This window comes from Halosubterraneus shenae, from assembly GCF_050510935.1.
Lineage (GTDB): Archaea > Halobacteriota > Halobacteria > Halobacteriales > Haloferacaceae > JBDGPU01.
Genome location: NZ_JBNLVO010000001.1, coordinates 531,995 through 553,910 on the forward strand (window position 1 = coordinate 531,995; position 21,916 = coordinate 553,910).

The following is a 21,916-nucleotide window of genomic DNA, read 5'->3' on the forward strand; positions in this document are numbered from 1 at the left end:
AATTATCCCTACACTGAGCTCGTCGCCCCGGAAGGGACGCGCGACCCCGTTTCAGTCACCCGCGACCCGCTTAACGCCGTAACCGAGCAGTGCGGCGACCAGCACCAGCCCGACCGCGGTCACGGCCATCGTTGCCGGGTCGGCGGTCGTCGCGGTCGCCGCCGCTTCCGTGTGCCCCTCGTGCAGGAGTACGTGCATGGGTGAGATTCGGCGAGTCAGGAAAAAGGCGGTTTCGGTCGTTCCGGCGGTTCGAGAACCGCTGCCAGCTCCACCGGACGGACCGCTAGTGCTCCTTCAGCGCGGGGTTCGTGATGGCGCCGTTGGCTGCGGAGCCGAAGTCGCGGGCGAACTTCGCGAGGACGCCGGCGTCGTACGGCGCGTCGCGCGGTTCGTAGGCCTCACGCCGCTCCGCGAGCTCCTCGTCGGAGAGGTCGACCGACAGCTCGCGGGCGGGAATGTCGACGGTGACCTCGTCGCCGTCTTCGATGAGACCGATCGGGCCGCCGACGGCGGCCTCAGGCGCGACGTGGCCGATCATCGGGCCGCGGGTGCCGCCGGAGAAGCGGCCGTCGGTTAGCAGCGCGACGTCGTCCTCGTGGCCCGCGCCGACGACGGCGGCGGTGACGCCGAGCATCTCGCGCATGCCGGGGCCGCCCTGTGGGCCCTCGTTGCGGATGACGATGACGTCGCCGGAGGCGATCTTGCCGGTCTGGACGTACTCCATCGCGTCCTCCTCGTTCTCGAAGACGCGCGCGGGCCCCTCGTGGAAGAACTGGTCCTGCCCGGTCGCCTTCAGCACGGCGCCGTCGGGTGCGAGGTTGCCCGTGAGGATCTTGATGGCGCCCTCGGGCTGTTTCGGCTCGTCGACGGGGTAGAGGAAGTCGGCCTCGATCTCCTCGTCCGGGGGCAGCTCGCCCTGCTCCTCGAGGCGCTCCAGCTCCTCGGCGATGGTGCGGCCGGTGACGGTCAGCTGGTCGCCGTGGAACAGGCCGGCCTCCATGAGCCGGCGGATGACGACCGGGACGCCGCCGAGCTCGTGGAGGTCGTTCATCACGCGCATGCCGCCGGGCTGGAGGTTCGCGATCTTCGGCGTGCGCTGGGAGATCTCGTCGAAGTCCTCGATCGAGAGGTCGACGCCGGCCTCCGCGGCGAGCGCGAGCAGGTGGAGGACCGCGTTCGTCGAGCCGCCGATCGCCGTCTGGAGCGCGATGGCGTTCTCGAAGGACTTCCGCGTGAGGAGGTCGGAAGGGCGGCGGTCGTGCTCGATGCAGTCGACGACCAGCTCGCCGGCGCGCTCGGCGACCGCGTAGCGCTCCTCGTCCTCGGCCGGCGGCGACGCGGAGCCGAGCGGCGCCAGCCCGAGCGCCTCGGAGATGGACGCCATCGTGTTCGCGGTGAACATCCCGCCGCAGGAGCCCGCGCCGGGGCAGGCGTTGCGCTCCAGCTCGTCGAGCTCGTCGTCGTCCATCTCACCTTCCGCGTAGGCGCCGACGCCCTCGAACACCTGGACGATGGTGACGTCGCGGCCGTCGTGCTGGCCGGGCATGATCGAGCCGCCGTAGAGGAAGACCGAGGGGAGGTCCGTCCGGATCGCCGCCATCAGCATGCCGGGGAGGTTCTTGTCGCAGCCCGCGACGGTGACCAGCGCGTCCATGCGCTCGCCGAAGGAGACGAGCTCGACGGAGTCGGCGATGACCTCCCGCGAGATGAGCGAGGCCTTCATCCCCTCCGTCCCCATCGAGATGGCGTCCGAGATGGTGATCGTGCCGAACTCGATGGGCATCCCGCCCGCGTCGTCGATGCCGTCGATGGCAGCGTCGGCGACGTCGTCGAGGTGGACGTTACACGGCGTGATGTCGGCGGCGGGGTTCGGGACGCCGACCATCGGGGAGGAGAGGTCCTCGTCGTCGAAGCCCATCGCCCGGAACATCGAGCGGTGCGGCGCGCGCTCGGCGCCCTCCGTCACCTCGCGGCTCCGGAGACGCTCGTCTTTCGTCCCCGCGAACTTCTCAGCGTCGTCGACGTCGGTGGCCGTCTCCGACGTTCGCTCCTGTTTGCTCATATCACCCACTTGCGCTGGGGATGGTTAAAAGGCGCCGAGTGGTCAAGGTTTGCAGAATGTCCCGAGGCTGACGAACGTGTGTGGGTATCTCGAACGAAAGGACCGCTGCCTACCGGGTTAAACGAAGCCGTGCAGGACGCCGGCGCCGTCCGTGCTCGACGCCACGTCCGGCAGCGTCGCGCGCTCGGGGTGGGGCATCAGCACGGCGACCGTCTCGCGCTCGCCGAGGATGCCGGCGACGTTGTCGGTGGAGCCGTTCGGATTGGCCGCGTCCGTGACGTTGCCGTCGGCGTCGCAGTAGCGGAAGAGCACGCGGTCGTCCGCGAGCAGCTGCTCGTGGGCCGACGCCTCGATCTCGAAGCGCCCCTCGCCGTGGGCGATGGGGACCTCGATGACGTCGCCCTCGTCGTAGGCGGCGGTCCAGGGGGTATCCGCACGCTCGACGCGGAGGTGGACCGGTTCACACTGGAAGCGCGCGCTGGCGTTCGTCGTGAACGCGCCCGCGGTGAGCCCGGACTCCGAGCCGATCTGGGCGCCGTTGCAGACGCCGAGGACGGGGACGCCGTTCTCGGCCGCCTCGCGCACCTCGTCCATGATCGGCGCGCGCGCGGCCATCGCGCCCGCGCGGAGGTAGTCGCCGTAGGAGAAGCCGCCGGGGAGGACGATCCCGTCGGTGTCGGCGGGGAGCCCGTCCTCGTGCCAGCGACGCTCGGCGTCGACGCCGAGGTGCTCGAGCGCGCGGACGGCGTCCCGGTCGCAGTTCGAGCCGCCGAACTGGACGACGGTGACGCTCATCGTTCCGCGACCGCGACCTCGTAGTCGTGGATGGTCGGGTTCGCCAGGAGGCGCTCGGCCATCTCGTCGGCACGAGCTTCCGCCTCGTCGGCGTCCGCGGCCTCGAGGTCGACCTCGAACCGGTCGGCCGACCGGAGGTCCTCGAGCTCGAACCCGAGCCGTTCGAGCGCCTGCTGGGTCGTCTCGGCCTCGGGGTCGAGCACGCCCCGCTTCAGCCGGACGGTCACGGTCGCAGTGTAGGCTGTCATCAATGAGTAGTGCGGGGTCGTGTGCAAAAACGGTTTTGGAAACTTCGTGTTATGCACGTTTGTGGGTGGATCCGGTGTTTGATTGAATTGTTTATAAGTGATCGCTGGACTGTCCGTCGGTAATCTCTCTGGTGGCTCTCGGACTGCAGTTGATTTGAAGCGATGGTGTGGGATTGATCTCGATAGCAACGCCATCACCGAGAAAGCCCTCGGCCGCTCTTGCTTATAAACTGGATGCGCAAGTGCAGACTCTGCTATACTGCCCCACAACACCCAGAAAGCCCTCGGCCGCTCGCGGTCGCTGAGCAGGATATCTGCGCCTCTCCGCACCGCCCGGCGCAGATAGGGCCTGTCTCAGCGACTCCCCTCCGGCGCGACCGGCCGTCGCCCTTTCAGTCCGCCAGGACCGCCACAGCAACCGCGACAGCAACGGCACCGCACGGCAACCGCAATACCTCAGCCCTCCCCAGCCTCGGCCGGGGCGCGCCGGCCCCGCACCGCCGCGGCGCGCCACCGGCCTCCCTCGCACGCGTTGCTCGCGCGCGCCGACCGCCCCGCACCGCCCGCCGGCCAGCTGGCGAACGACGACCGCCGGAGAGCTGCCGCGAGCGACGCCCCGCCACCACTCGGTGGGTGGGACTGAAAGGGGCAGCCGCTGAGCGGGACGCCCTGCGACGTAAGCACCGAGCCAGCGAATGAGCGACCGAAGGGAGCGAGTGAGCTGGCGAGGCGCGCAGCGAGCAGCGCGACCGCTCAGCGGCTGGGGCTTTCTACGTGTACCGAGTGGTGTCGCAGGCGACGATAGCTGATCCTATTTATAAGTGCGAGCACTCAGCGGCTGGGGGCTTTCCGGGCGGGTCCATTGGTGTCGCCCGAGGCGAGAATCGGCGTTATTTATAAACGCGACTGCTCGAGGGCCTGGCCACGCATCCGAAACCGTTCGTCGCGAAACGCGCGAACTGGTCACACGTCGTCCAGCACGAATTCGGCCAGTGTCGGCACGAACGTCCCGATGTCGGTGACGATGCCGACGGCCTGGGCCGAGCCGCGGTCGGCGAGCTGCGTGACGGTGGCCGGGTCGATGTCGACGCAGACGGTCGGCGTCGTCGAGGGGAGACAGTTCCCGACCGCGACGGAGTGGAGCAGCGTCGAGAGCATCAGGACGAGGTCGGCCTCGCGGGCCTGCTCGCGGATCGCGTTCTGGGCCTCGACGGAGTCGGTGATGGTGTCCGGGAGGGGCCCGTCGTCGCGGATCGAGCCCGCGAGGACGTAGGGGACGTCGTTTTGAACGCACTCGTACATCACGCCGCTGCCGACGATGCCCTCGTCGATCGCCTCCTCGATGCCGCCGGCGCGGATGATCTCACTGATCGTCCAGATGTGGTGTTTGTGGCCCTTCCGCGGGTTCTCGAGCGTCTCGACGTCCATCCCGAGCGAGGTGCCGTAGACGGAGCGCTCCAGGTCGTGCGTCGCGAAGCCGTTGCCGGCCGAGAGCGCGTCGACGTACCCCTCACGGACGAGGCGCGCGAGGTCGTCGCCCGCGCCCGCGTGGATCACGGCCGGCCCGGCGACGACGAGCACCGAGTCGCCGTTCTCCTTGGCCGCCACGAGCTCGTCGGCGACCTCGCGGATGAGGGATTCGGAGGGTCGCTCCGCGGAGACGCCGCCCTGCATGAAGCCGAAGGGGCCGCCGGAGCCGCGGGGGCGCTCCGGCGGTTGCACGCGGATGCCGGCCTCGTCGGTGGCGACGAGGTCGCCCTCCTCGACCGCGTTGAGCACCTTCGTCTCCGCGCGCGGGCCGCCGTCGGGGCCGCCGGTCGGCTCCACGACGATGGCGCAGTCCATCTCGATGTTCTCGACCTCGATCCACTCGCCCTCGTACCGGATCTCGGTCGGGTGGTTCGTCGTCGAATAGAAGCCGGAGGGGACGACCTGGTCCGCCGGCGCGGGCTCGAGCGTGGCGTCCGAGGGGTTCGCCAGCACGGCGCCGTTCTGGTGGAGCTCGTGGAGGATCTCCTGGAGCGTCGCCTCTTCCTCGGCGGAGATCGCGAGCCGGCAGTACGATTCCTCGTCCTCGTGCTTCCCGACCTCGAACTCCTCTACCTCGAAGGACCCGCCCAGCTCCATCACCATCGTGAAAGCCCGCTGCATGAGCCCCGAGTCGATGATGTGGCCCTCGAGTTCGATCGTCCGCGTGTGAGTCATATCGAAGCATCGAACCGGCGGCGCTTGTGGGTTTCCCCTTCCGTAGCAGTTACGAGCGCGCCGCCGCCCGCGGCGGGGGTGCATCCATCTTATCCATGGTCGTGCATATTGAAAGGGGTAAAACGGGTTCGCTGGGCACGAAAGTGAAAGATTCATGGGGTAGCCCCGCAGGGTATCGTGTATGACGAGCGTGAAGGAGTTCCGCGTCGTGGAGTCCGCGAGCGACGACGCTCTCGGCCGGGGACGGTTCGTCTTCACCGACGCGTACTCCGTCTTCGACTGGGGCCAGATGCCCGACGCCATCCCGAACAAGGGCGCGAGCCTCTGTGCGATGGGCGCGTACAACTTCGAGCTGCTCGAAGCCGAGGGGGTCCCGACTCACTACCGGGGCGTCGTCGACCCCGACGCAGTCGACGCGGGCGCCGATCCCGAGGAGGCCGTCGTCGACCTCGACGAGGCTGGCGGCGCGCCGACGGAGATGGCCATCGAGCTGACGCAGGTGCCGGACCTCCCCTACGAGGGCGGCGACGCGGGCGACGGCGACGCGGGCGACGGCGACGCGGGCGACGGCGCCGGCACCGACGACGACTACGGCGCCGGCTACGACTACGACGCCTACCACGCCGCCGCGGGCGGGAACTTCCTCGTCCCCCTCGAGATCGTCTTCCGGAACACGGTCCCGGTCGGCTCCAGCCTCCGGAAGCGCCGGGAGCCCGCCGACTTCGACCTCGACTTCGACGAGTGGCCCGACGAGGTCGTCGACCTCCCGGAACCGGTCGTCGAGTTCTCCACGAAGTACGAGGAGCAGGACCGCTACCTCACCCGCGAGGAGGCCGACCGCATCTCGGGGGCCGCCGACGTCGACGCGCTCGAGGCCCTCGCCCGCGACGTGAACCGGGTCGTCACCGACCGCGCCGAGGCACAGGGGTTCGTCCACGAGGACGGGAAGATCGAGTGCCTCTACGTCGACGGCGAGGTCCGCGTCGCGGACGTCGTCGGCACGTTCGACGAGAACCGGTTCGCGTACGACGGCCAGGAGGTCTCGAAGGAGGTCGTCCGGCAGTGGTACAAGCGGAACGACCCCGAGTGGGTCGAAGCCGTCGCCGAGGCGAAGGACGCCGTCGAGGACTACCCGGACGTCGCGGACTGGCGCACCATCTGTGACGACTCGCCGACGGAGTTGCCCGCGGACGTCCTCGGCGCTATCGCGGACCTCTACGGCGCCGGTGCGAACGCGTACACCGGGGCCGACTGGTTCGACGCGCCCGGCATCGACGACGCGGTCGACGCCGTTCGGGACCTCTAGGCGCGTCTTTGACGGGCGGCTCCTTTTATAAGGTAAGTACCGCGATTATAAGACCAGCACCGCGAATTCCGGCAGGGGATCCGGCAACCCCGCGAGCACGCGGCCGACGTAGTAGAGGAACAGCAGCAGCGCGAGGAACGACAGCAGGAGTAACAGCAGGAACGTCGTCGTGTCTCCGGATCCCCGCATCGCGTGGATAATCGGACCGATCTGGTTTAAATCCGGGCGGCGCGCCCGTCGATAGATACGGTGCTACGGGCCTAAAGCGGGTAGCTGATCGGCCGCAACGGCGTCTCCGACTGACTCCGAACCGTTCCCTTCAGTCGCGAACGTGGATCGAGGAGCCGAGGTACTTCCGAACGACCTCCTCGACGGAGTCCGCCTTAAAAAGCGTCAGGTCCTCGGCGATCTCCTCCCGGAGCGCGTCGAGGTACTCCTGGTCAGTCCGCAGTTCGCGGAAGTCGACGGCGACGACGTCCACGCCGAGCCGGTCGCTGGCGACCTCGCGGTAGTGGCTCGGGTCGCCCAGCTCCCCGCGCCAGAGGCGGTTGCGGAAGAAGAGCCAGCCGGTGGTCCCGGGGTCGACGGCCGGCACCTCCATCGTCGTCTCGAAGCGGTCCGGGGAGACGCTGACGCCGGACGGCGTGAGCTGGAACTCGACGTGGAAGACGTAGGCGGCGTCCATCCGTCAGAACTCGTCGTTGACGAGCCCCGCAAGCCGGATGTCCTTCTCCGTAATGCCGTCGGCCTCGTGGGTGCGGAAGCGCACCTCGACCTCCTCGTAGCCGATGACGATCTCCGGGTGGTGGAACTCCTCCTCGGCGACCTCGCCGACGGTGCTCGCGAAGGCGACGCCGTCGAGGTAGTCGTCGAACTCGAACGTGCGCGCGATTTCGCTGTCCTCGTACGCCCAGCCCTCGGGAAGCTGGCGTTCGACCTCCTCGTCGGATAACACGTCGGGCATGTCTGGCGATGTTGTTCGCCCGCCGGAAAAGTGTTCCCGCAGTGGCGGGCCCAGTTCCGGACGCGTCGCAAAAGACACATATCCACCGACGCCGTTCGGACGGACGTGCTGGGTCGACTCACCGACGTCTTCGAACGCGGCTACGAGCGACTGCTGCGCCGGGAGATCGGCGACGCCCCGACCCACGTCGCCATCATTCAGGACGGGAACCGGCGCTACGCCGAGAAGCAGGGCGCGGACGCGCCCGACGGCCACCGGGCCGGCGCCTCGACCACCGAGCAGGTGCTCGACTGGTGTGCCGAGCTGGGGATCGACGAGCTGACGCTGTACGCCTTTTCGACCGAGAACTTCGAGCGCCCGGACGAGGAGCTCGAACCCCTCTTCGACCTGCTGACCGAGAAGCTCCGCGAGTTCGCCGATGCCGACCGCGTCCACGAGGAGGAGGTCTGCATCCGCGCGATCGGCGACATCGACCGCCTCCCGGACCGCCTCCGCGACGCCGTCGCGTACGCGGAGCGCCGGACCGCCGACCACGACGAGTTCCGGCTCAACGTCGCGCTCGCGTACGGCGGTCGCAACGAGCTCCTCCGGGCAGCCCGCGAGGTCGCCCGCGACGTCGAGGCGGGGGAGCTCGCCCCCGAGGACGTCGACGTCGCCGAGGTCGAGGACCGGCTCTATCGCCAGCCGGTCCGCGACGTGGACCTCATCGTCCGGACCGGCGGCGACGAGCGCACCTCGAACTTCCTCCCGTGGCACGCCAACGGCAACGAGGCTGCCGTCTACTTCTGTGCGCCCTACTGGCCGGAGTTCTCCCGCGTCGACTTCCTCAGGGCGGTCCGGACCTACGAATCGCGGGCGGCGTCCTGGCAGCGGACGCGCGCGAAACGTGCCGCCGCGCTCGTTCGCGCGGTCGCGGAGGTCGAGGTCACCGACGCCCGTGCCGTCGCGAGCCGGCTTCGCGAGCAGCTGTCCGGCACCGAGAGCGACGCCGCGGTCGTCGCCGACGCGGTCCCGGAGGAGCTGCCGGGAACGGACCCGGACGTCGAGACGGCGGACTGAGACGCGTGCCGGGTCGACGGACCGTGCTGCGAGCCGAGCAGGTAGCCGCGGGCTACTCGATCGGGATCACTGTCGGCCCCTCGTTCCCCTCGCGTCGTCGTTCGCGCTGTTGCTCGCGGGACTCGGCCTGCTCCGCCAACCGCTCGATGCGCTCGTCGGTCGAGGGGTGCGTCGAGAGCCAGCGCTCGATGCGGCTCTCCGATTCGCGGTGGGAGGACAGCGGCGCGAGCGGCCACGCGGGCTCCTGCGCGCGCTCGATCTTTTTTAGGGCCCGGGCCAGCGCCTCGGGGTTGCCGGTCACCGACGCCGCACGGTCGTCGGCGGCGAACTCGCGGCGTCGTGACCGGGCGCGAACGAGCAGCGTCGTCGCCACGACCAGGAGCATCGGCGCACTGAGGACGAGTCGGCGGAGGCGCGCGAAGGGGCCGGACCGGTCGAACGGTCGCCCGCGCAGCCACGCCGATCCACGGGCGAGCCCCGACAGCGCGAGGATCGCCGGCACCAGCGCGACCGTCACCAGGCCGACGACCGTGCGACTGAGCCCCTGCACCACCGCCAGCAACAGGCCGTCGTTGCGTTCGAGGTGGGCGAGCTCGTGGGCGATGATCGCCTCCAGTTCGGCCGGCTGGAGCAGTCGGAACAGCGACCGGTCCAGCACCAGCGCGCCGCGCTCGGCACCGCCGATGGCGACGGCGTTCGGCGCGTGCGCTCGCGTGAGGAACAGGTCCGGGCGGTCGACGTCCATCCGCGCCGCGAGTTCGTCGACGCGCCGGTGGAGGCCCGGCGCGCGACTCCGGGGGAGCCGGTTCGTCTCGAGCGCGGCCAGGAGCTGGCTCGTCCCGAGTCGATAGCTGAGGTACGCGGAGACGATACCGACCCCGACGACGATGGCGACGAGCGTCGAGAGGTCCGGTCGGTTCGTCCAGAGCCAGTAGAGCCCGAGATAGCCGAGGTACGCGGCGGCGAGGTAGCCGGCGAGGAGGGTCAGGCCCACCGCCGCCATCGCGAGTCGCACTCCGAGTCGGCCCATAGGGCGAGGCACGGCGGCGACCCTGAAACAGATTCCGGCGGGCGTGCGCGGGGTCGACTGGTGGCGTCGCGTGCGACGAACAGCACAGCGGCGTCGCCGGCGCCGTCGCCCTCGTCGCCGTGGTCGCCGGCAACCCGCCCGGACTCCGAAACCACTACCTCCCGGGCGCGAAACTGGCGGGTATGGACCCCCGTATTCGCGAACACGCGGAGATCATCGCCAATCACTCGACCGAGATCGAGTCGGGCGACAACGTCGTCATCCAGCTGCCGAGCCAGGCCGAGGACCTCGCGGTCGCGCTCCACGAGATCTGCGGCGAGCGGGGCGCCAACCCCCTGTTCGTCAACTACTCCGACCGCGCCGACCGCGCGTTCAAGCGGGCCGCGGACGAGTTCGAGGAGCCGGACCACGAGCTCGCGCTCTACGAGGAGACCGACGTGTTCGTCATCGCCCGGGGCGGGCCGAACGTCTCCGAGGGCGCCGACGTCGACGCCGACACCAACGCCGCCTACAACCGCGCCCGCGAGGAGATCAAGCGCGAGCGCCTCGAGAAGACCTGGTGTCTCACGCAGTTCCCGACGCCCGCGCACGCGCAGCTGGCCGGAATGAGTACGGAGGCGTACGAGAACTTCGTCTACGACGCCGTCACGCTCGACTGGGACGCCCAGCGCGAGTTCCAGGCGAACATGGTCGAGATCCTCGACGGCGCCGACGAGGTCCGGATCGTCTCCGGCGAGGAGACCGACGTGACCATGTCCGTCGCCGGCAACGAGACGCTCAACGACTACGGCGAGGCCAACCTCCCCGGCGGCGAGGTGTTCACGGCGCCGGTCACGGAGAGCGTCGAGGGCGAGGTGTACTTCGACCTGCCGCTGTACCGCTACGGCCGCCAGATCGAGGGCGCGCGCCTGCGCTTCGAGGACGGCCAGGTCGTGAGCCATTCCGCCGAGCGCAACGAGGCGCTGCTCGGCTCCATCCTCGACACCGACGAGGGCTCCCGCTACCTTGGCGAACTCGGCATCGGGATGAACCGAGCTATCGATACGTTTACGAATAACATGCTGTTCGACGAGAAGATGGGCGACACCGTCCACATGGCCGTCGGCTCCGCGTACGGGGAGACCGTCGGCGAGGAGAACGAGCAGAACGAGTCGGCCGAACACGTCGACATGATCGTCGACATGAGCGAGGACTCACGCATCGAGGTCGACGGCGAAGTCGTCCAGCGCGACGGGACGTTCGTGTTCGAGGACGACTTCTGAAGTCACACGCCCAGGGGAGACGCCGTCGTTCCGGAGTCGGATCCCCATAGGGGTTCTGTCCGAGATCCAGATAGAGCGGCTCGGGCTTGATTCCGTAAAACGTGTGACAGATCGAACAGATTAACCGCGTTCGCACAAAAGAGGAACGCGATGAATTCTGGTCGGGAGAGTGAATCGCTAGTCTCCTTTGAAGTGGACGGGTCGACGCTATCCGTCCGCGACAAATTCGGCGGTGGCATCCAGCAGTTCGAGGCGGACCCGCCACTGGTGCTCGACCCCGCACTCGAGGAGCTCTTTCACTTTCCAGTGGACCGGGCGGTGTCGTTCGACGGTGCCGAATTCAATATCGGCCAACACGATAGCGTACTGTTGCGTGACGAAACTGGCGAAGTGACCTTCGAGGCCGCCGAGGAGTCACGGACGTCTCCGCCCGGAACGCACTACCTCGAAATCTCCGGTTCGGTGAAGGCCTACGTACGGATTCCCGACGCCGCGGTGACGCTGGAGTACGTCGGGACGATGTACGAAAGCCCAGTCCGAGTCAAGCTCTCCGCGGAACGGACGATAACCGTCGGGGCTCGGTCGACGCATTCGCTCCCGGCGGCGACGATCACCGTCCCTGACGATCCTGCCGCTCGAATGGAGGCATTCTCGTACCTCGGGTCGTCGATCAAGGAATTCTCCCCGGAGCGGTCCTGGCCCACGTTGCGTGGCCACCCGCCACGGATCCTCCGCGGGGAAGCGCTCGAGATCCCGTCGGTGCTCTCGAAACCGGATACCGGTATCGTCGTTACCGTGCCGGAGACCCACGCCGACCTCTACCGAGTTGCGCCACTGGCCTTCTATTTCGGCGCGTCGATCGAACCGGGCACGGAACCGGCGCTCCATCTCCCGAACGGGTACTCCGAGTCGCTGACGACTCCCGATCGAACGCTCGAGGAGTCCGTCGAGCGGATCATCTCGGCCTGTTTTCTGTTGGACACGCTCGCTCGGCAGGATGGGTACGTCCCGATACCGACACGCGAGTACGGATTAGTGGCACCACACCTCTCATTTTATCCTGAATCCCTGGCGTCGGAACCGCTGGGCGACCAGCTGATGGAGCAGCTCGAGGCTCCGATGCAGCCGGTGTTGGACGCGCTCCCTCGATGGCCGGTCACGGCCGTACTCCGTCCCGACCCGTCGGATGTAACGCTAGTCCCCTACCTGCTCGACTCTATGGCGCACATTTCTGTTGCGGAACCGGGGACCGTCTCGTCGCCGGTGACCGTTCGGGATCGGCCAACGAAGCCCTTTGCTGTCGGGTACTCTCACTCTACGGTACCTTCCGGCGGGGTCGCGCTCGACGATCGGGCGTTCGAACGCGAACTGAACGAAACACTACCCGTGGTCGACGAGGCAGTCGTGGCGGTCGTGACCGACGACGCCGACAGGGCCGAACTGCTACGGTCGCATCTCGAATACGCACCGCTGCGTGCGTACCCGGAGCGGATAGCCGTTCACGCCGACCCGACGACCGACGAGTTGGAAGGACTGTTCGAAAGCGGCGCCGACCTAGTCGTGTTGGATCTGTCGGCCACCGGGTCGACCGTCGCGTGCGCGGACGGCCCGCTCGAACTCTCGACACTTTCCGAGTGCCGACCGAACGTTGTCGTGCTGGACGCCGACCGGACGGGTGAATCGAGCGTCGCCTCGGTTGTTGACGCCGGAGCAACCGTCTCGCTTGAGGCACCCGGCGTCACGTCGCCCGATCCGGGTCTCCGGATCGTCGGGTGCCTGCTCCGAGGAAACAGCGTCGCTCGGACTGCGGAACTCCTCTTCGACCCCAGCGAGTATCGGATCGCCGGCGTGCCAACCGAGATGGCGGTGCTGTGGGACACGGGGCAAAACGGGGAGTGTTACGTGATCGACACGGTTGCGCCGGGGGAACATGCGGCCGAATTCGTCGTCACGCCGTCGAAACCACTCGGTATAGGGAGTGTTCACTGGCTCCGCCAGGACTTCAGCCCCGACGAACACCAGCTCGTCGGCACCTCGATCGAGATGGCGGAACACCTCTCGACGGCACAGGTCGTCGACCTGCTGGCGGACGAGGACGTCGTCGTCGTTTTGAACGGCGAGGTGTACGCCGACGCACTCCCGCCGACGCGAGACCTGGTCGAGCGCTCGGCCGCCCGTGCGTTGCGGTCGGACTCGGGCGACGAACCGACGGATACGGAGCTAAATGAGCGGGTTTCCGAGTAGTTCGGGCGCTCGCCTCCCCCTGCGTCGGCGTCGCCACTCGACGTGTCACGGTGTCGCCAGCCGACGTGTTTCGGCGTCGCCGGAACGACGATTCGGCGGGGGCTCTCGCCGGAATCCGGCCCAGCAACGGCCCGCAAACTTCTCACCCTGCCGAGAGGACGTGATCCGGACGTGACAAACGAGTGATTTACATTCGTGTAACCACGTGTCATGGGTGTGCCTAAGGTCCAATGTCCCGACTGTGAGCGTCAGATCGCCATGCACGAGCTGGAGGCGAAGACGGTCGCACAGTCGAGCGGGTTCGACACCCACTATCGGTGTCCGTTCTGTCGCACAGACGTCAACAACGTGACCGAACATCTCGTTTGAGCGACACACCCACGATTTTCTTCGGATAGGGCGCGAGAGAACGGGCTGTCGACCGTCGGTCGTTCAGTTATAAATAGAAGCTTCCCCACCGATGGGACATGGTACTCGATCGGATCGCCGACCTCGTCGGCGTCGATCCGCTCATCGTCGCCGCCCTGCTTGGGGCCGTCGGACTGGTCGTGCTCTTCCTCCTCGTCGCCCGTCTTCGGGGACCGTCGGCGGAGGCTCGCGAGTCACAACGCGCGCACGAGGAGGCCCAGGAGCGCGCCCCGCCCGTCGACGTCGGCGAGACGTACACCTTCGGCGTCAAGGAACTGTCGGAGCATCACAGCGGCACCCAGGTCGCCGTCGGCGAGGTCGAGGGGTTCGTCCTGTTCGTCGAGGACATTCCGGGCTCCGTCGGCCCCGGCGACGTCATCCGCGCGAAGGTGCTCTCGTTCAACGAAGGGCGGACCTCCGCGGACGCGACGTTCGTCGAAAAAGCGTAAGTCGACCCGACGTGCGGACCCGTCGGAAGTCGACCCGACTTGCGGACCCGTCGGTCGACCTATTCGTGAATGTCGAGGTCGAACTGCTCGTTCTCGGCGACGGCGTTGAGGACGACGGAGGTGTTCGACTCGCGGATGTTGACGTCGGTGAGCAGCGACTTGATCTGGTCGTTCATCCCGTCAGTGTCCGCGAACTTGCCGATCGCGATGACGTCGTAGTCGCCGGTGACCTCGTAGACACTGATCATCTGTTTCTCCTCGCGGAGGGTCTCGGTGATCTCGGGGAGCGCGTCGCCCTCGACCTTGAGCTGGAGAATCGCGGTCACGTCGAAGCCGAGCTTGCCGTAGTCGACGGTCGGGGTATAGCCCTCGATGACGCCCTCCTCCTCGAGGTCGCGCAGGTGGTTCGAGACGGTGGTGACGGACACGTCGAGCTCCTCGCCGAGGCTGCGGAGGCTGGCGCGACCGTTACCGAGGAGTTCGTTCACGAGCTTGGCGTCGAGGTTTTCGTACGTCATTACATGCGACCACGTAATGAAGGGTTTAGAACTTTACGAACATCCAGTTTCAGCGGAGGCCTGGCGGGTCATGCACCAATCGACAAGGCCTTTATACTGGGAGCATACGATGGAAACGTCCAGAACATGACGGACGACCACGCAACCCCCGACGGCGGGCTGACGGCGAAGGAACAGGCAGTACTCGACACCATCGAGGAGGAGGACATCGACTTCCTCCGGCTCCAGTTCACGGACATCCTCGGCGTCGTGAAGAACGTCTCCGTCCCGGCCCACCAGGCCGAGAAGGCGTTCACCGAGGGGATCTACTTCGACGGCTCCTCCATCGAAGGCTTCGTCCGGATCCAGGAGTCCGACATGCGCCTGATCCCGGACCCGGACACGTTCGCTATTCTCCCGTGGCGCAGCGAGGGCGAGGGCGGCACCGCGCGGCTCATCTGCGACATCGTCGACACCGACGGCGAGCCGTTCGTCGGCGGCCCCCGCCAGGTGCTGAAGTCCGTCCTCGACCGCGCCGACGAGATGGGCTACTCCGTCTCCATCGGGCCGGAGCCCGAGTTCTTCCTCTTCGAGAAGGACGAGAACGGCGACGCGACGACGATCCCGCACGACAACGGCGGCTACTTCGACCTCGCCCCGAAGGACCTCGCGTCCGACGTCCGCAAGGAGATCATCTTCACGCTCGAGGACATGGGCTTCGAGATCGAGGCGTCTCACCACGAGGTCGCCGAGGGCCAGCACGAGATCAACTTCAAGTACGCCGACGCGCTCGAGACCGCGGACAACATCGCCACGTTCCGCGCCGTCGTCCGCGCCGTCGCCGAGCAGCACGACCTCCACGCGACGTTCATGCCGAAGCCGATCGGCGAGATCAACGGCTCGGGCATGCACACGCACATCTCGCTGTTCGACGAGGACGGCAACAACGCCTTCGCGAACGAGGACGACGAGTTCAACCTGAGCGAGACGGCCTACGAGTTCATGGGCGGCATTCTCGACCACGCCCCCGCCTTCACCGCCGTCACGAACCCGACCGTCAACTCCTACAAGCGCCTCGTCCCGGGCTACGAGGCCCCCGTCTACATCGCGTGGTCCGACGTCAACCGCTCGGCGCTCATCCGCGTCCCCGACGCCGCGGGCGTCTCCGCCCGCTTCGAGGTCCGCAGCCCCGACCCGTCGAGTAACCCCTACCTCGCGCTGGCCGCGCTCATCGCGTCCGGGCTCGACGGCATGGAGACGGGCGCCGACCCCGGCGACCCGGTCCGCGAGGACATCTACGAGTTCGACGAGGAGAAGCGCGCGGAGTACGGCATCACGACGCTGCCGTCGAACCTCGGTGAGGCCGTCGACGCCCTCGAGGCCGACGACGCTGTGACCGAAGCGCTCGGCCCGCACGTCTCCGAGAAGTTCGCCGAGGCGAAGAATCAGGAGTTCGCCGAGTACCTCACCTCCGTCTCCACCTGGGAGGAGGAGCGCTACCTCGAGAAGTTCTAAGTCGGCTGGTTAGCGGCGATTTGCGTTTCCCGACTTTGCGATCGTTTTCTCCTCGTTTTCTCGATGTTGTCTCTCCGATGACGGACCTCGAGCCGTTTTGGCGACGAGCGCGACCGACCTCTCCCGCTTTTGCTTATAAATGGTGTTTAGAAGTGCAGCCGTTACTGTGCCTGACGGCACCGCAAACGCCCAGAAAGCCCTCTGCCGCTTTTTATAAGCAGGTATGTACAGGTGATACGGTCTCGCCCTGGACAGCACCGCAAACACCCAGAAAGCCCTCGGCCGCTCTTGCTTATAAACCGGATGCACAGGTGCAGACGCTGCTACGCTTGACAGCACCGCAAACACCCAGAAAGCCCTCGGCCGCTCGCGGTCGCTGAACGACATATCCACGCCTCTCAGCACCGCCCGGCGTGGATAGGGGTCGGTTCAGCGACTCCGTTACACCGCGACCACTGGAAGACGGTCCGGGCTGCTCGCTCCGCTGCGCTGCCGGGCTGCGACTTCCAAGCTCTCGTTCACTTCGTTCACGAGACCGGCCGTCGCCCTTTCAGTCCGCCAGGACAGCACCGCCCCGCAACCGCGACGACACCGCAGAGCAACCGCAGTCCCCCAGTCCTCCCTAACCTCGGCCGGGGCGCGCCGGCACTGCACCGCAACGCGCGGCGCGCCCCGCCCTCCCTCGCACGCGTTGCTCGCGCGCGCCACCGCAGCCGCGCCGCGAACTCCGCCAACCGCCGCGAGCGACGCCCGGCCACCATTCCCGGGTGGGACTGAAAGGGGCAGCCGCTGAGCGGGACGCCCTGCGACGCAAGCACCGCAACGGCGAACGAGCGAAGCGAGTGAGCCGTGAGGAGCGCAGCGAGCAGCGCGACCGCCTCAGCGGCTGGGGCTTTCTGGGTATGCCGAGTGGTGGCACCCGCGACGATATCCGACTTTATTTATAAGTGCGACTGCTCAGCCGCCGCGGCTTTCGAGGCATGCCGAGTGGTGTTGCAAGCGACGTTTCCCCATTCTGCTTATAAGTACGACCGCCTCCGCGGCTGGGGCTTTCGAGGCATGCCGAGTGGTGTCGATTGCATTGAGAGCCAATTTTATTTATAAGCGACCAGCACAATGGCCGGCGAGCTCCACGCATACCGGGCAACGTAACAGACGTAGATAGACGAGTACACCCGATACCGATCTCAGGCGACCGATCGTAACCTGTCTTTATGGGCTATCGTCACCAAATCCGACCCCACGAGCAGTCATGCCGACCATCGAGCGCGAGGTCCGGATCGACGCGCCGCCACAGGCCGTCTTCGAGTACGTCCGCCAGCCCGAGAACCACACGAGGGTCATCCCGAGCCTCGTCGCCGTCGAGAACGTCGAGGAGACGGCGGTCGGCCACGCTGGGGAGCTCACGTACGACGTCTTCGGCATCGACCTTCACTCGCGATTCCGGGACGTCGAGATCGACCCGCCGAACCGCCGCGTCTACGAGGTGTCGGGCAATCTGGAGGGGCGGGTCACCTACGAGCTCGAACCGGCGAACGGCGGCACGAGTCTCAGGTACGTCAACGAGTACGAACCCGTCGCCAGCGGCGTGCTCGGTAAGCTCGCGCGGCCGGTGGTCTCCCGGCAGCTGGAGCGTGAAACCGACGCGATGATCCGGAACCTCAAGCAGCAACTGGAGTGAGGAATTGCCGCGCCGACGCCCCCTCAGATGCGGCGCTGGAGCGCCGGTAGCCCGACGATGACCCCGACACCGACTGCCGCCAGGATCCCGGCGACGAGGACCGGCGGCTCCAGCCCCAGCGCGCCGAACCAGAGGCCGCCCGCGACGAGGAAGCCGGGGACCGCGACGGTCGGCCGGACGGTCGGCTCGTCGCTGTCGACGAGCCGCCACGCGCCCGCGCCGCCGAGTGCCGTCCCGATCGCCATCGCCCCCTCGAGGACGCCCTCGTGGTAGCCGCCGACGATGGAGACGACGACGCCGCCAGCGCCGATGACGCTCGCGACGAGGAACACTGGCGTCGGGTCCAGATCGGCCAGGGGGTCGGTCGTGGCGAGGTTGTCCGAGATGTCGCCGCCAGCGAGCAGCCGCCGGACGTCGGCGCCGGCGAGCCGGAGCCCGCCGAAGAGGACGGCGACGCCCAGAACCGCGCCGGCGACGATGTCAACGAGGTAGTGGACCTGCAGCGCGACCCGGGAGAACGCGACGGCGACGGCGACGGTGCAGAAGAGGATGGCCCGTCGCCGGCGGTCAGCCCAGTCGAGGACGAAGACGAGGCCGCCGTAGAGGATCGTCGCGCCGGCCGCGTGGCCGCTGGGGAACCCGAAGCCGTCGGCGCTGACCGTGTTCTCGAACCACGCCGCGGCGAGGCTGGGCAGCCACTCGGGGGTCGCGGCGCCGCCCGGTCGCGGGACGGCGAAGCCGTGTTTGAGCGCCGTCACCGCCGCCAGCGTGCAGGTCGCGAGCGCTATCAGTGTCGCCATCCGGCGACGCGGCTGGGGGATCCAGCGTGCCGGGAGGAACCAGTAGCCCAGCGTCAGCACGCCGAACACGAACCAGGTGTCCGCGAGCGTCGTGACGACCGCGAAGAGGACGACGATGGCCTCCGGTAACGCGTCCGCGATCGCGATTTCGCCGAGCCCGCGCATCGTCAGTCGTCACCTCGACTGCGGACGTAGTCGAACGCTTTGCCCGGGACACCCGCCGCGTTGAGCCCCACGCCGACGACCAGGAACAGCGTGTAGAGGCCGAGCGTCGAGAGCCCGAGGACGATCATCGCCGCGATGGCGTAGATACCCTGCAGGAAGTAGAACGCCCCGAGGGTCATGACGGTCCCGTACAGCAGGACGAGGTACGGCCCCCAGCCGCGAGCGTGCCCGCGGCGCATGCGGTCGCGCACGTACGCCTGCAGCTCCGTCTTCAGCTGCGGTCGGTCGACGGTCCGCTCCTCCACGTCCTCCTCGAAGGACTCCAGCTCGGCCCGGAGCCGACTGACCTCCGATTCGAGCTCGGCCACGTCCGGAGCGCCGCGGGGGCGCTCCCCGCGCTCCGACTCGGTCGCAGTCGATCCGTCTCGTTCGCCCATATCCGTGGGTAGCCCCGGGCGTTGTTGTAGCTGCCGGTCCACGCCGTTTTCCACGGTGGATCCGGTCGCGGCTGCGGCCCTCGCTGCTCCCCGGCCCGCCGACGCCATCGGCTCACCGGGCTCGATACCGACCTCCTGCCGCTCCGAGAGGACGACGTTGACGACGGCGCCGACGATGACGACGAGCGCGGCGACGTACAGCCACGTCACGAGCAGCAGAATGCCGCCGATGACGCCGTACACCTGGTACTGCTCGGCGCCCGCGGCGTACAGCTGGAAGATCGCCTGCAACGCCGTCCACCCGACCGCGGCGACGACGGCGCCCGGCAACGCCTCGCGGAGGGTGACCAGCGGATACGGGAGGACGTAGTAGATGGGGAGGAAGACCAGCGTCAGCAGCGCGGGCAACAGGAGGATGCTGACGACGTCGACGAGCGGCCCGACGTCGACGGCCGCGACGACCGTCCCGACCACGACCATGGCGGCGAGGCCGACCCCGAGCCCGACCGCGACCGTCGTCGCGTCCCGGAGCTGCGCGAGGAAGCCGACGTCGGCTTCGACGCCGTACACTTCCAGGAAGGCCGTATCGAGCCCCCGGAACACCTTCAGCGTCGACCAGAGCAGGACAATGACGCCGAAGACGGTCGCGCCGCCGCGTCCCTCGGCGGAGGCGACGGCGGTCGTGATCGCCTCCTGGCCGGCCGGCGCGAGGAACTGGCGCGTCGCGGCCAGCACGGTCGCCGCGAACGCCTCGCCGAAGACCGTGCTGGCGACGACGACCAGCAGCAGGAGCGCGGGGATCAGCGAGATGAACGCGTAGTAGGCGACGCCCGCGGCGAGGAAGGTCACCCGGCCGGACTGCACCAGGGAGACCACCTGCCGAACCGTCGAGACGAGTGACGCGATGTCGCTTCGCACGCCAGTACGTTCGCAAGTCGACTACAAAAGGGTAGGCCGTCGGTCGGCCATGGAAGGGGAGGCCGTCGGTCGGCCATGGAGGGGGAGGCCGTCGGTCTGCCACGAGAGGGGAGGCCGTCGGTTGCGACCCGGCGGCTATTCCTCGAGGATCGCGTCGCGGATCTCGTCGACGTCGGCCGTCGTCTTGAACGCGGTCCCGTGATAGTGGGCGCGCGTCGCGTCGTAGCCTGCCTCGCGGAGCTGCGCGATGAAGTCGTCCATGCCGATGGCGGGCTCGCTCCACTGTTTATAAAGGCGGTGCTGGTCGTAATGCGTCGGCGTGTCGAGCTCGTCGGCGACGCGACCGAGCAGCTTCCGGGCGCGCTTCGCCTCGCCCATGTCGTCGGAGACGTTCGCGCGGACGGCCTCGGCGAAGTCGCTGTCGGCGACGGCACCGAGCCAGAGCGGGCCCGCCGTCAGCGTCCGGTCGCTCCCGCAGGCGGGACAGGCCTCGGGCGGGTCGGCGATGAGGCCGTGCTCCGTGTAGCGGTGGAGACAGTCCTCGCAGTGGTAGAGGTAGCCCAGCTCGTCGATGCAGCTGTCGGCGGCCTGCGCGCCGGACTCCAGTTCGAGGTACGCCCGCGCGTAGTGGCGCGACACGTGCGAGAGGATCGGTCTGGCGGCCTTGTCGTAGCGGGCGGCGGTCCGGACCAGTGCCGAGAGCAGGGTCCGGAGCCCCATCTCCGGGTGATAGTCCGTGTTCCGGGGGACGGCGCCGTACTTCCGAATGCCGCTGTTGAGGTGGGCGCCACAGAGCGGCGCGGTGTCGGTCGCGGTGACGCAGACGAGGTTCCGGCCGTTCGCCATCGCCGCGTCGACGAAGGGGATGGGGGTCCCGTAGGGGTCGAGGTCGATGACGTCGAACACCTCCTCGTGCATGAGCGCGTTGACGTCGCGGTGGACCGTCTCCCCCGGGAGGTCGTTGCGCGCGAGGTTCCGTTCCGCGAGCTCCACGGCGTCGGGGTCGACGTCGGCGCAGGTGACGTCGTAGCCTTCGTTGGCCGCGCGGACGCCCCGGACGCCCGAGGCGGCCATCGCGTCGAGGTACGACTCGGCGCGCGGCTCCCGGTCGTGGTACGCGCGCAGGGTCGCCACCGTGACGTCGCGGTTCAGCTCCTGCTCGGGGTTGAAGAACACGCCGCCGCCGGTGCCCTCGCTGGCGCCGTCGCGCGATTCCGGAACCTCGACCGTCACGTCGCCTTCCTCCACGTCCATACGTCGCGTTCGCCGAGGCGGCCTAAAAGCGCCGTGTTCCAGGGGTCACCCGGCCCCCGGACCGGCACCGCCCAGCTTCCGGAACCGATACCCGCCGACGACGAGCACCGGCAGGAGAAACGCCGCCACGACGACGGGCGTGTAGGGCAGTCCAAACGCGGCCGCCACGCCGTCCGCGAGCCGGTCGGCGGCGACGAACCACGCCATCAGGAGGAGGATGCCCGCCGCGCTGCGCGCGGAGTTGCCGAACTCCCAGTCGAGGAGGACGACGAACGGCGTGAGCAGCAGAACTCCGAACGTGGCGAGGTACGCCGCCGACAGCGCGGCGTTGGAGGACGCGCCGAGCGCCCTCGCGAGTGGGATACCGACGTCGGCCGCGAGGTACTGGACCCCGAGCACCCACATCACGACGAGAAAGATCGCGCCGGCGACGCGAACCCCGCGCGGCAGGCTGCCGAGTTCCTGGCGCATCGCGTCGAGCCGACCGTCGACGCGACGGCGAACACCATCGAGCATGCGCCGAGGTATGGGGATCCCACACAAAGGTGTGCCGCTCCGCGGCCGACGGCGGAGCATCCTGCAGCCGGTGGCTCCGCGATCGGGCGCCCTCGAACTCG

General features: G+C 68.1%; 23 protein-coding genes. 8 read left to right on the forward strand and 15 right to left on the reverse strand.

The features are described 5' to 3' along the window. Positions 1-51: 51 nt before the first annotated feature. The 5 genes from ACQE3M_RS02435 to ACQE3M_RS02455 form a co-directional block, all read right to left on the reverse strand. Positions 52-198 carry a hypothetical protein gene (locus ACQE3M_RS02435; protein WP_430503875.1) on the reverse strand — a complete coding sequence of 49 codons (147 nt, stop codon included), beginning with the start codon at positions 196-198 and terminating at the stop codon, positions 52-54. Positions 199-283: 85 nt separating this feature from the next. Next, complete coding sequence (gene ilvD / locus ACQE3M_RS02440) at positions 284-2,062, reverse strand: dihydroxy-acid dehydratase (protein ID WP_430503876.1); 1,779 nt, start codon at positions 2,060-2,062, stop codon at positions 284-286. A gap of 117 nt (positions 2,063-2,179) precedes the next feature. After that, on the reverse strand, positions 2,180-2,857 hold the full coding sequence (gene purQ, locus ACQE3M_RS02445) for a phosphoribosylformylglycinamidine synthase I (RefSeq protein ID WP_430503877.1): 678 nt from the start codon (positions 2,855-2,857) through the stop codon (positions 2,180-2,182). Further along, the gene (gene purS, locus ACQE3M_RS02450; protein WP_430503878.1) at positions 2,854-3,105 is read right to left on the reverse strand and encodes a phosphoribosylformylglycinamidine synthase subunit PurS; all 252 of its coding nucleotides are present in this window, start codon (positions 3,103-3,105) and stop codon (positions 2,854-2,856) included. The genes purQ and purS overlap by 4 nt, the downstream gene beginning before the upstream one ends. Before the next feature lie 963 nt (positions 3,106-4,068). Beyond that, on the reverse strand, positions 4,069-5,310 hold the full coding sequence (locus tag ACQE3M_RS02455) for an ornithine cyclodeaminase, nickel-pincer nucleotide-dependent (protein ID WP_430503879.1): 1,242 nt from the start codon (positions 5,308-5,310) through the stop codon (positions 4,069-4,071). A 181-nt stretch (positions 5,311-5,491) separates the two neighbouring features. Between ACQE3M_RS02455 and ACQE3M_RS02460 the strand changes: the two genes are divergently transcribed. After that, a complete protein-coding gene (locus ACQE3M_RS02460) occupies positions 5,492-6,616 on the forward strand; it encodes a phosphoribosylaminoimidazolesuccinocarboxamide synthase (RefSeq protein WP_430503880.1) in 1,125 nt (374 codons plus the stop codon). Positions 6,617-6,661: 45 nt separating this feature from the next. Here ACQE3M_RS02460 and ACQE3M_RS02465 read toward each other — a convergent pair whose 3' ends face one another. From ACQE3M_RS02465 to ACQE3M_RS02475, 3 genes are all read right to left on the reverse strand, one after another. Then, entirely contained in the window at positions 6,662-6,805 is a 144-nt protein-coding gene (locus ACQE3M_RS02465) for a hypothetical protein (protein WP_430503881.1), read from the reverse strand. A gap of 130 nt (positions 6,806-6,935) precedes the next feature. Continuing rightward, the gene (lwrS, locus tag ACQE3M_RS02470; protein WP_430503882.1) at positions 6,936-7,301 is read right to left on the reverse strand and encodes an LWR-salt protein; all 366 of its coding nucleotides are present in this window, start codon (positions 7,299-7,301) and stop codon (positions 6,936-6,938) included. A gap of 3 nt (positions 7,302-7,304) precedes the next feature. Beyond that, the gene (locus ACQE3M_RS02475) at positions 7,305-7,580 is read right to left on the reverse strand and encodes a 4a-hydroxytetrahydrobiopterin dehydratase (RefSeq protein ID WP_430503883.1); all 276 of its coding nucleotides are present in this window, start codon (positions 7,578-7,580) and stop codon (positions 7,305-7,307) included. 105 nt (positions 7,581-7,685) lie between these two features. On the opposite strand from ACQE3M_RS02475, the gene uppS reads away from it, so the two are divergent. Continuing rightward, positions 7,686-8,639 carry a polyprenyl diphosphate synthase gene (gene uppS, locus ACQE3M_RS02480; RefSeq protein ID WP_430503884.1) on the forward strand — a complete coding sequence of 318 codons (954 nt, stop codon included), beginning with the start codon at positions 7,686-7,688 and terminating at the stop codon, positions 8,637-8,639. Between the two features lie 52 nt (positions 8,640-8,691). On the opposite strand, the gene ACQE3M_RS02485 is transcribed toward uppS, so the two are convergent. Next, on the reverse strand, positions 8,692-9,669 hold the full coding sequence (locus ACQE3M_RS02485) for a M48 family metallopeptidase (protein WP_430503885.1): 978 nt from the start codon (positions 9,667-9,669) through the stop codon (positions 8,692-8,694). Positions 9,670-9,851: 182 nt separating this feature from the next. Here ACQE3M_RS02485 and ACQE3M_RS02490 point away from each other — a divergent pair, with 182 nt between their 5' ends. From ACQE3M_RS02490 to ACQE3M_RS02505, 4 genes are all read left to right on the forward strand, one after another. After that, positions 9,852-10,931, forward strand: coding sequence for an aminopeptidase (locus ACQE3M_RS02490; RefSeq protein WP_430503886.1), 1,080 nt, complete (start codon positions 9,852-9,854; stop codon positions 10,929-10,931). A 150-nt stretch (positions 10,932-11,081) separates the two neighbouring features. Continuing rightward, positions 11,082-13,175, forward strand: a complete 2,094-nt coding sequence (locus ACQE3M_RS02495) for a hypothetical protein (RefSeq protein WP_430503887.1) — start codon at positions 11,082-11,084, stop codon at positions 13,173-13,175. A 216-nt stretch (positions 13,176-13,391) separates the two neighbouring features. Then, entirely contained in the window at positions 13,392-13,544 is a 153-nt protein-coding gene (locus ACQE3M_RS02500) for a hypothetical protein (protein WP_430504032.1), read from the forward strand. 98 nt (positions 13,545-13,642) lie between these two features. Beyond that, positions 13,643-14,032, forward strand: coding sequence for a TRAM domain-containing protein (locus tag ACQE3M_RS02505; protein WP_430503888.1), 390 nt, complete (start codon positions 13,643-13,645; stop codon positions 14,030-14,032). 59 nt (positions 14,033-14,091) lie between these two features. Here the strand turns inward: ACQE3M_RS02505 and lrp are convergent, their stop codons facing one another. Then, positions 14,092-14,550, reverse strand: coding sequence for an HTH-type transcriptional regulator Lrp (gene lrp, locus ACQE3M_RS02510; protein ID WP_430503889.1), 459 nt, complete (start codon positions 14,548-14,550; stop codon positions 14,092-14,094). Between the two features lie 126 nt (positions 14,551-14,676). Here lrp and glnA point away from each other — a divergent pair, with 126 nt between their 5' ends. Further along, on the forward strand, positions 14,677-16,044 hold the full coding sequence (gene glnA, locus ACQE3M_RS02515) for a type I glutamate--ammonia ligase (protein ID WP_430503890.1): 1,368 nt from the start codon (positions 14,677-14,679) through the stop codon (positions 16,042-16,044). A 9-nt stretch (positions 16,045-16,053) separates the two neighbouring features. Here the strand turns inward: glnA and ACQE3M_RS02520 are convergent, their stop codons facing one another. Then, positions 16,054-16,431, reverse strand: a complete 378-nt coding sequence (locus tag ACQE3M_RS02520) for a hypothetical protein (RefSeq protein ID WP_430503891.1) — start codon at positions 16,429-16,431, stop codon at positions 16,054-16,056. 865 nt (positions 16,432-17,296) lie between these two features. Between ACQE3M_RS02520 and ACQE3M_RS02525 the strand changes: the two genes are divergently transcribed. Further along, positions 17,297-17,725 carry an SRPBCC family protein gene (locus tag ACQE3M_RS02525; RefSeq protein ID WP_430503892.1) on the forward strand — a complete coding sequence of 143 codons (429 nt, stop codon included), beginning with the start codon at positions 17,297-17,299 and terminating at the stop codon, positions 17,723-17,725. Between the two features lie 23 nt (positions 17,726-17,748). On the opposite strand, the gene ACQE3M_RS02530 is transcribed toward ACQE3M_RS02525, so the two are convergent. From ACQE3M_RS02530 to ACQE3M_RS02545, 4 genes are all read right to left on the reverse strand, one after another. Next, positions 17,749-18,690, reverse strand: a complete 942-nt coding sequence (locus ACQE3M_RS02530; protein WP_430503893.1) for a phosphatase PAP2 family protein — start codon at positions 18,688-18,690, stop codon at positions 17,749-17,751. A gap of 2 nt (positions 18,691-18,692) precedes the next feature. Further along, positions 18,693-20,045 (reverse strand): YihY/virulence factor BrkB family protein, encoded by a 1,353-nt coding sequence (locus ACQE3M_RS02535; RefSeq protein ID WP_430503894.1) that lies wholly within the window; start codon positions 20,043-20,045, stop codon positions 18,693-18,695. Positions 20,046-20,180: 135 nt separating this feature from the next. Next, the gene (locus tag ACQE3M_RS02540; protein ID WP_430503895.1) at positions 20,181-21,299 is read right to left on the reverse strand and encodes a tRNA (guanine(26)-N(2))-dimethyltransferase; all 1,119 of its coding nucleotides are present in this window, start codon (positions 21,297-21,299) and stop codon (positions 20,181-20,183) included. Between the two features lie 45 nt (positions 21,300-21,344). Further along, positions 21,345-21,815: a hypothetical protein gene (locus ACQE3M_RS02545; protein WP_430503896.1), complete on the reverse strand. Its 471-nt coding sequence runs from the start codon at positions 21,813-21,815 to the stop codon at positions 21,345-21,347. Between the last annotated feature and the right edge of the window lie 101 nt (positions 21,816-21,916).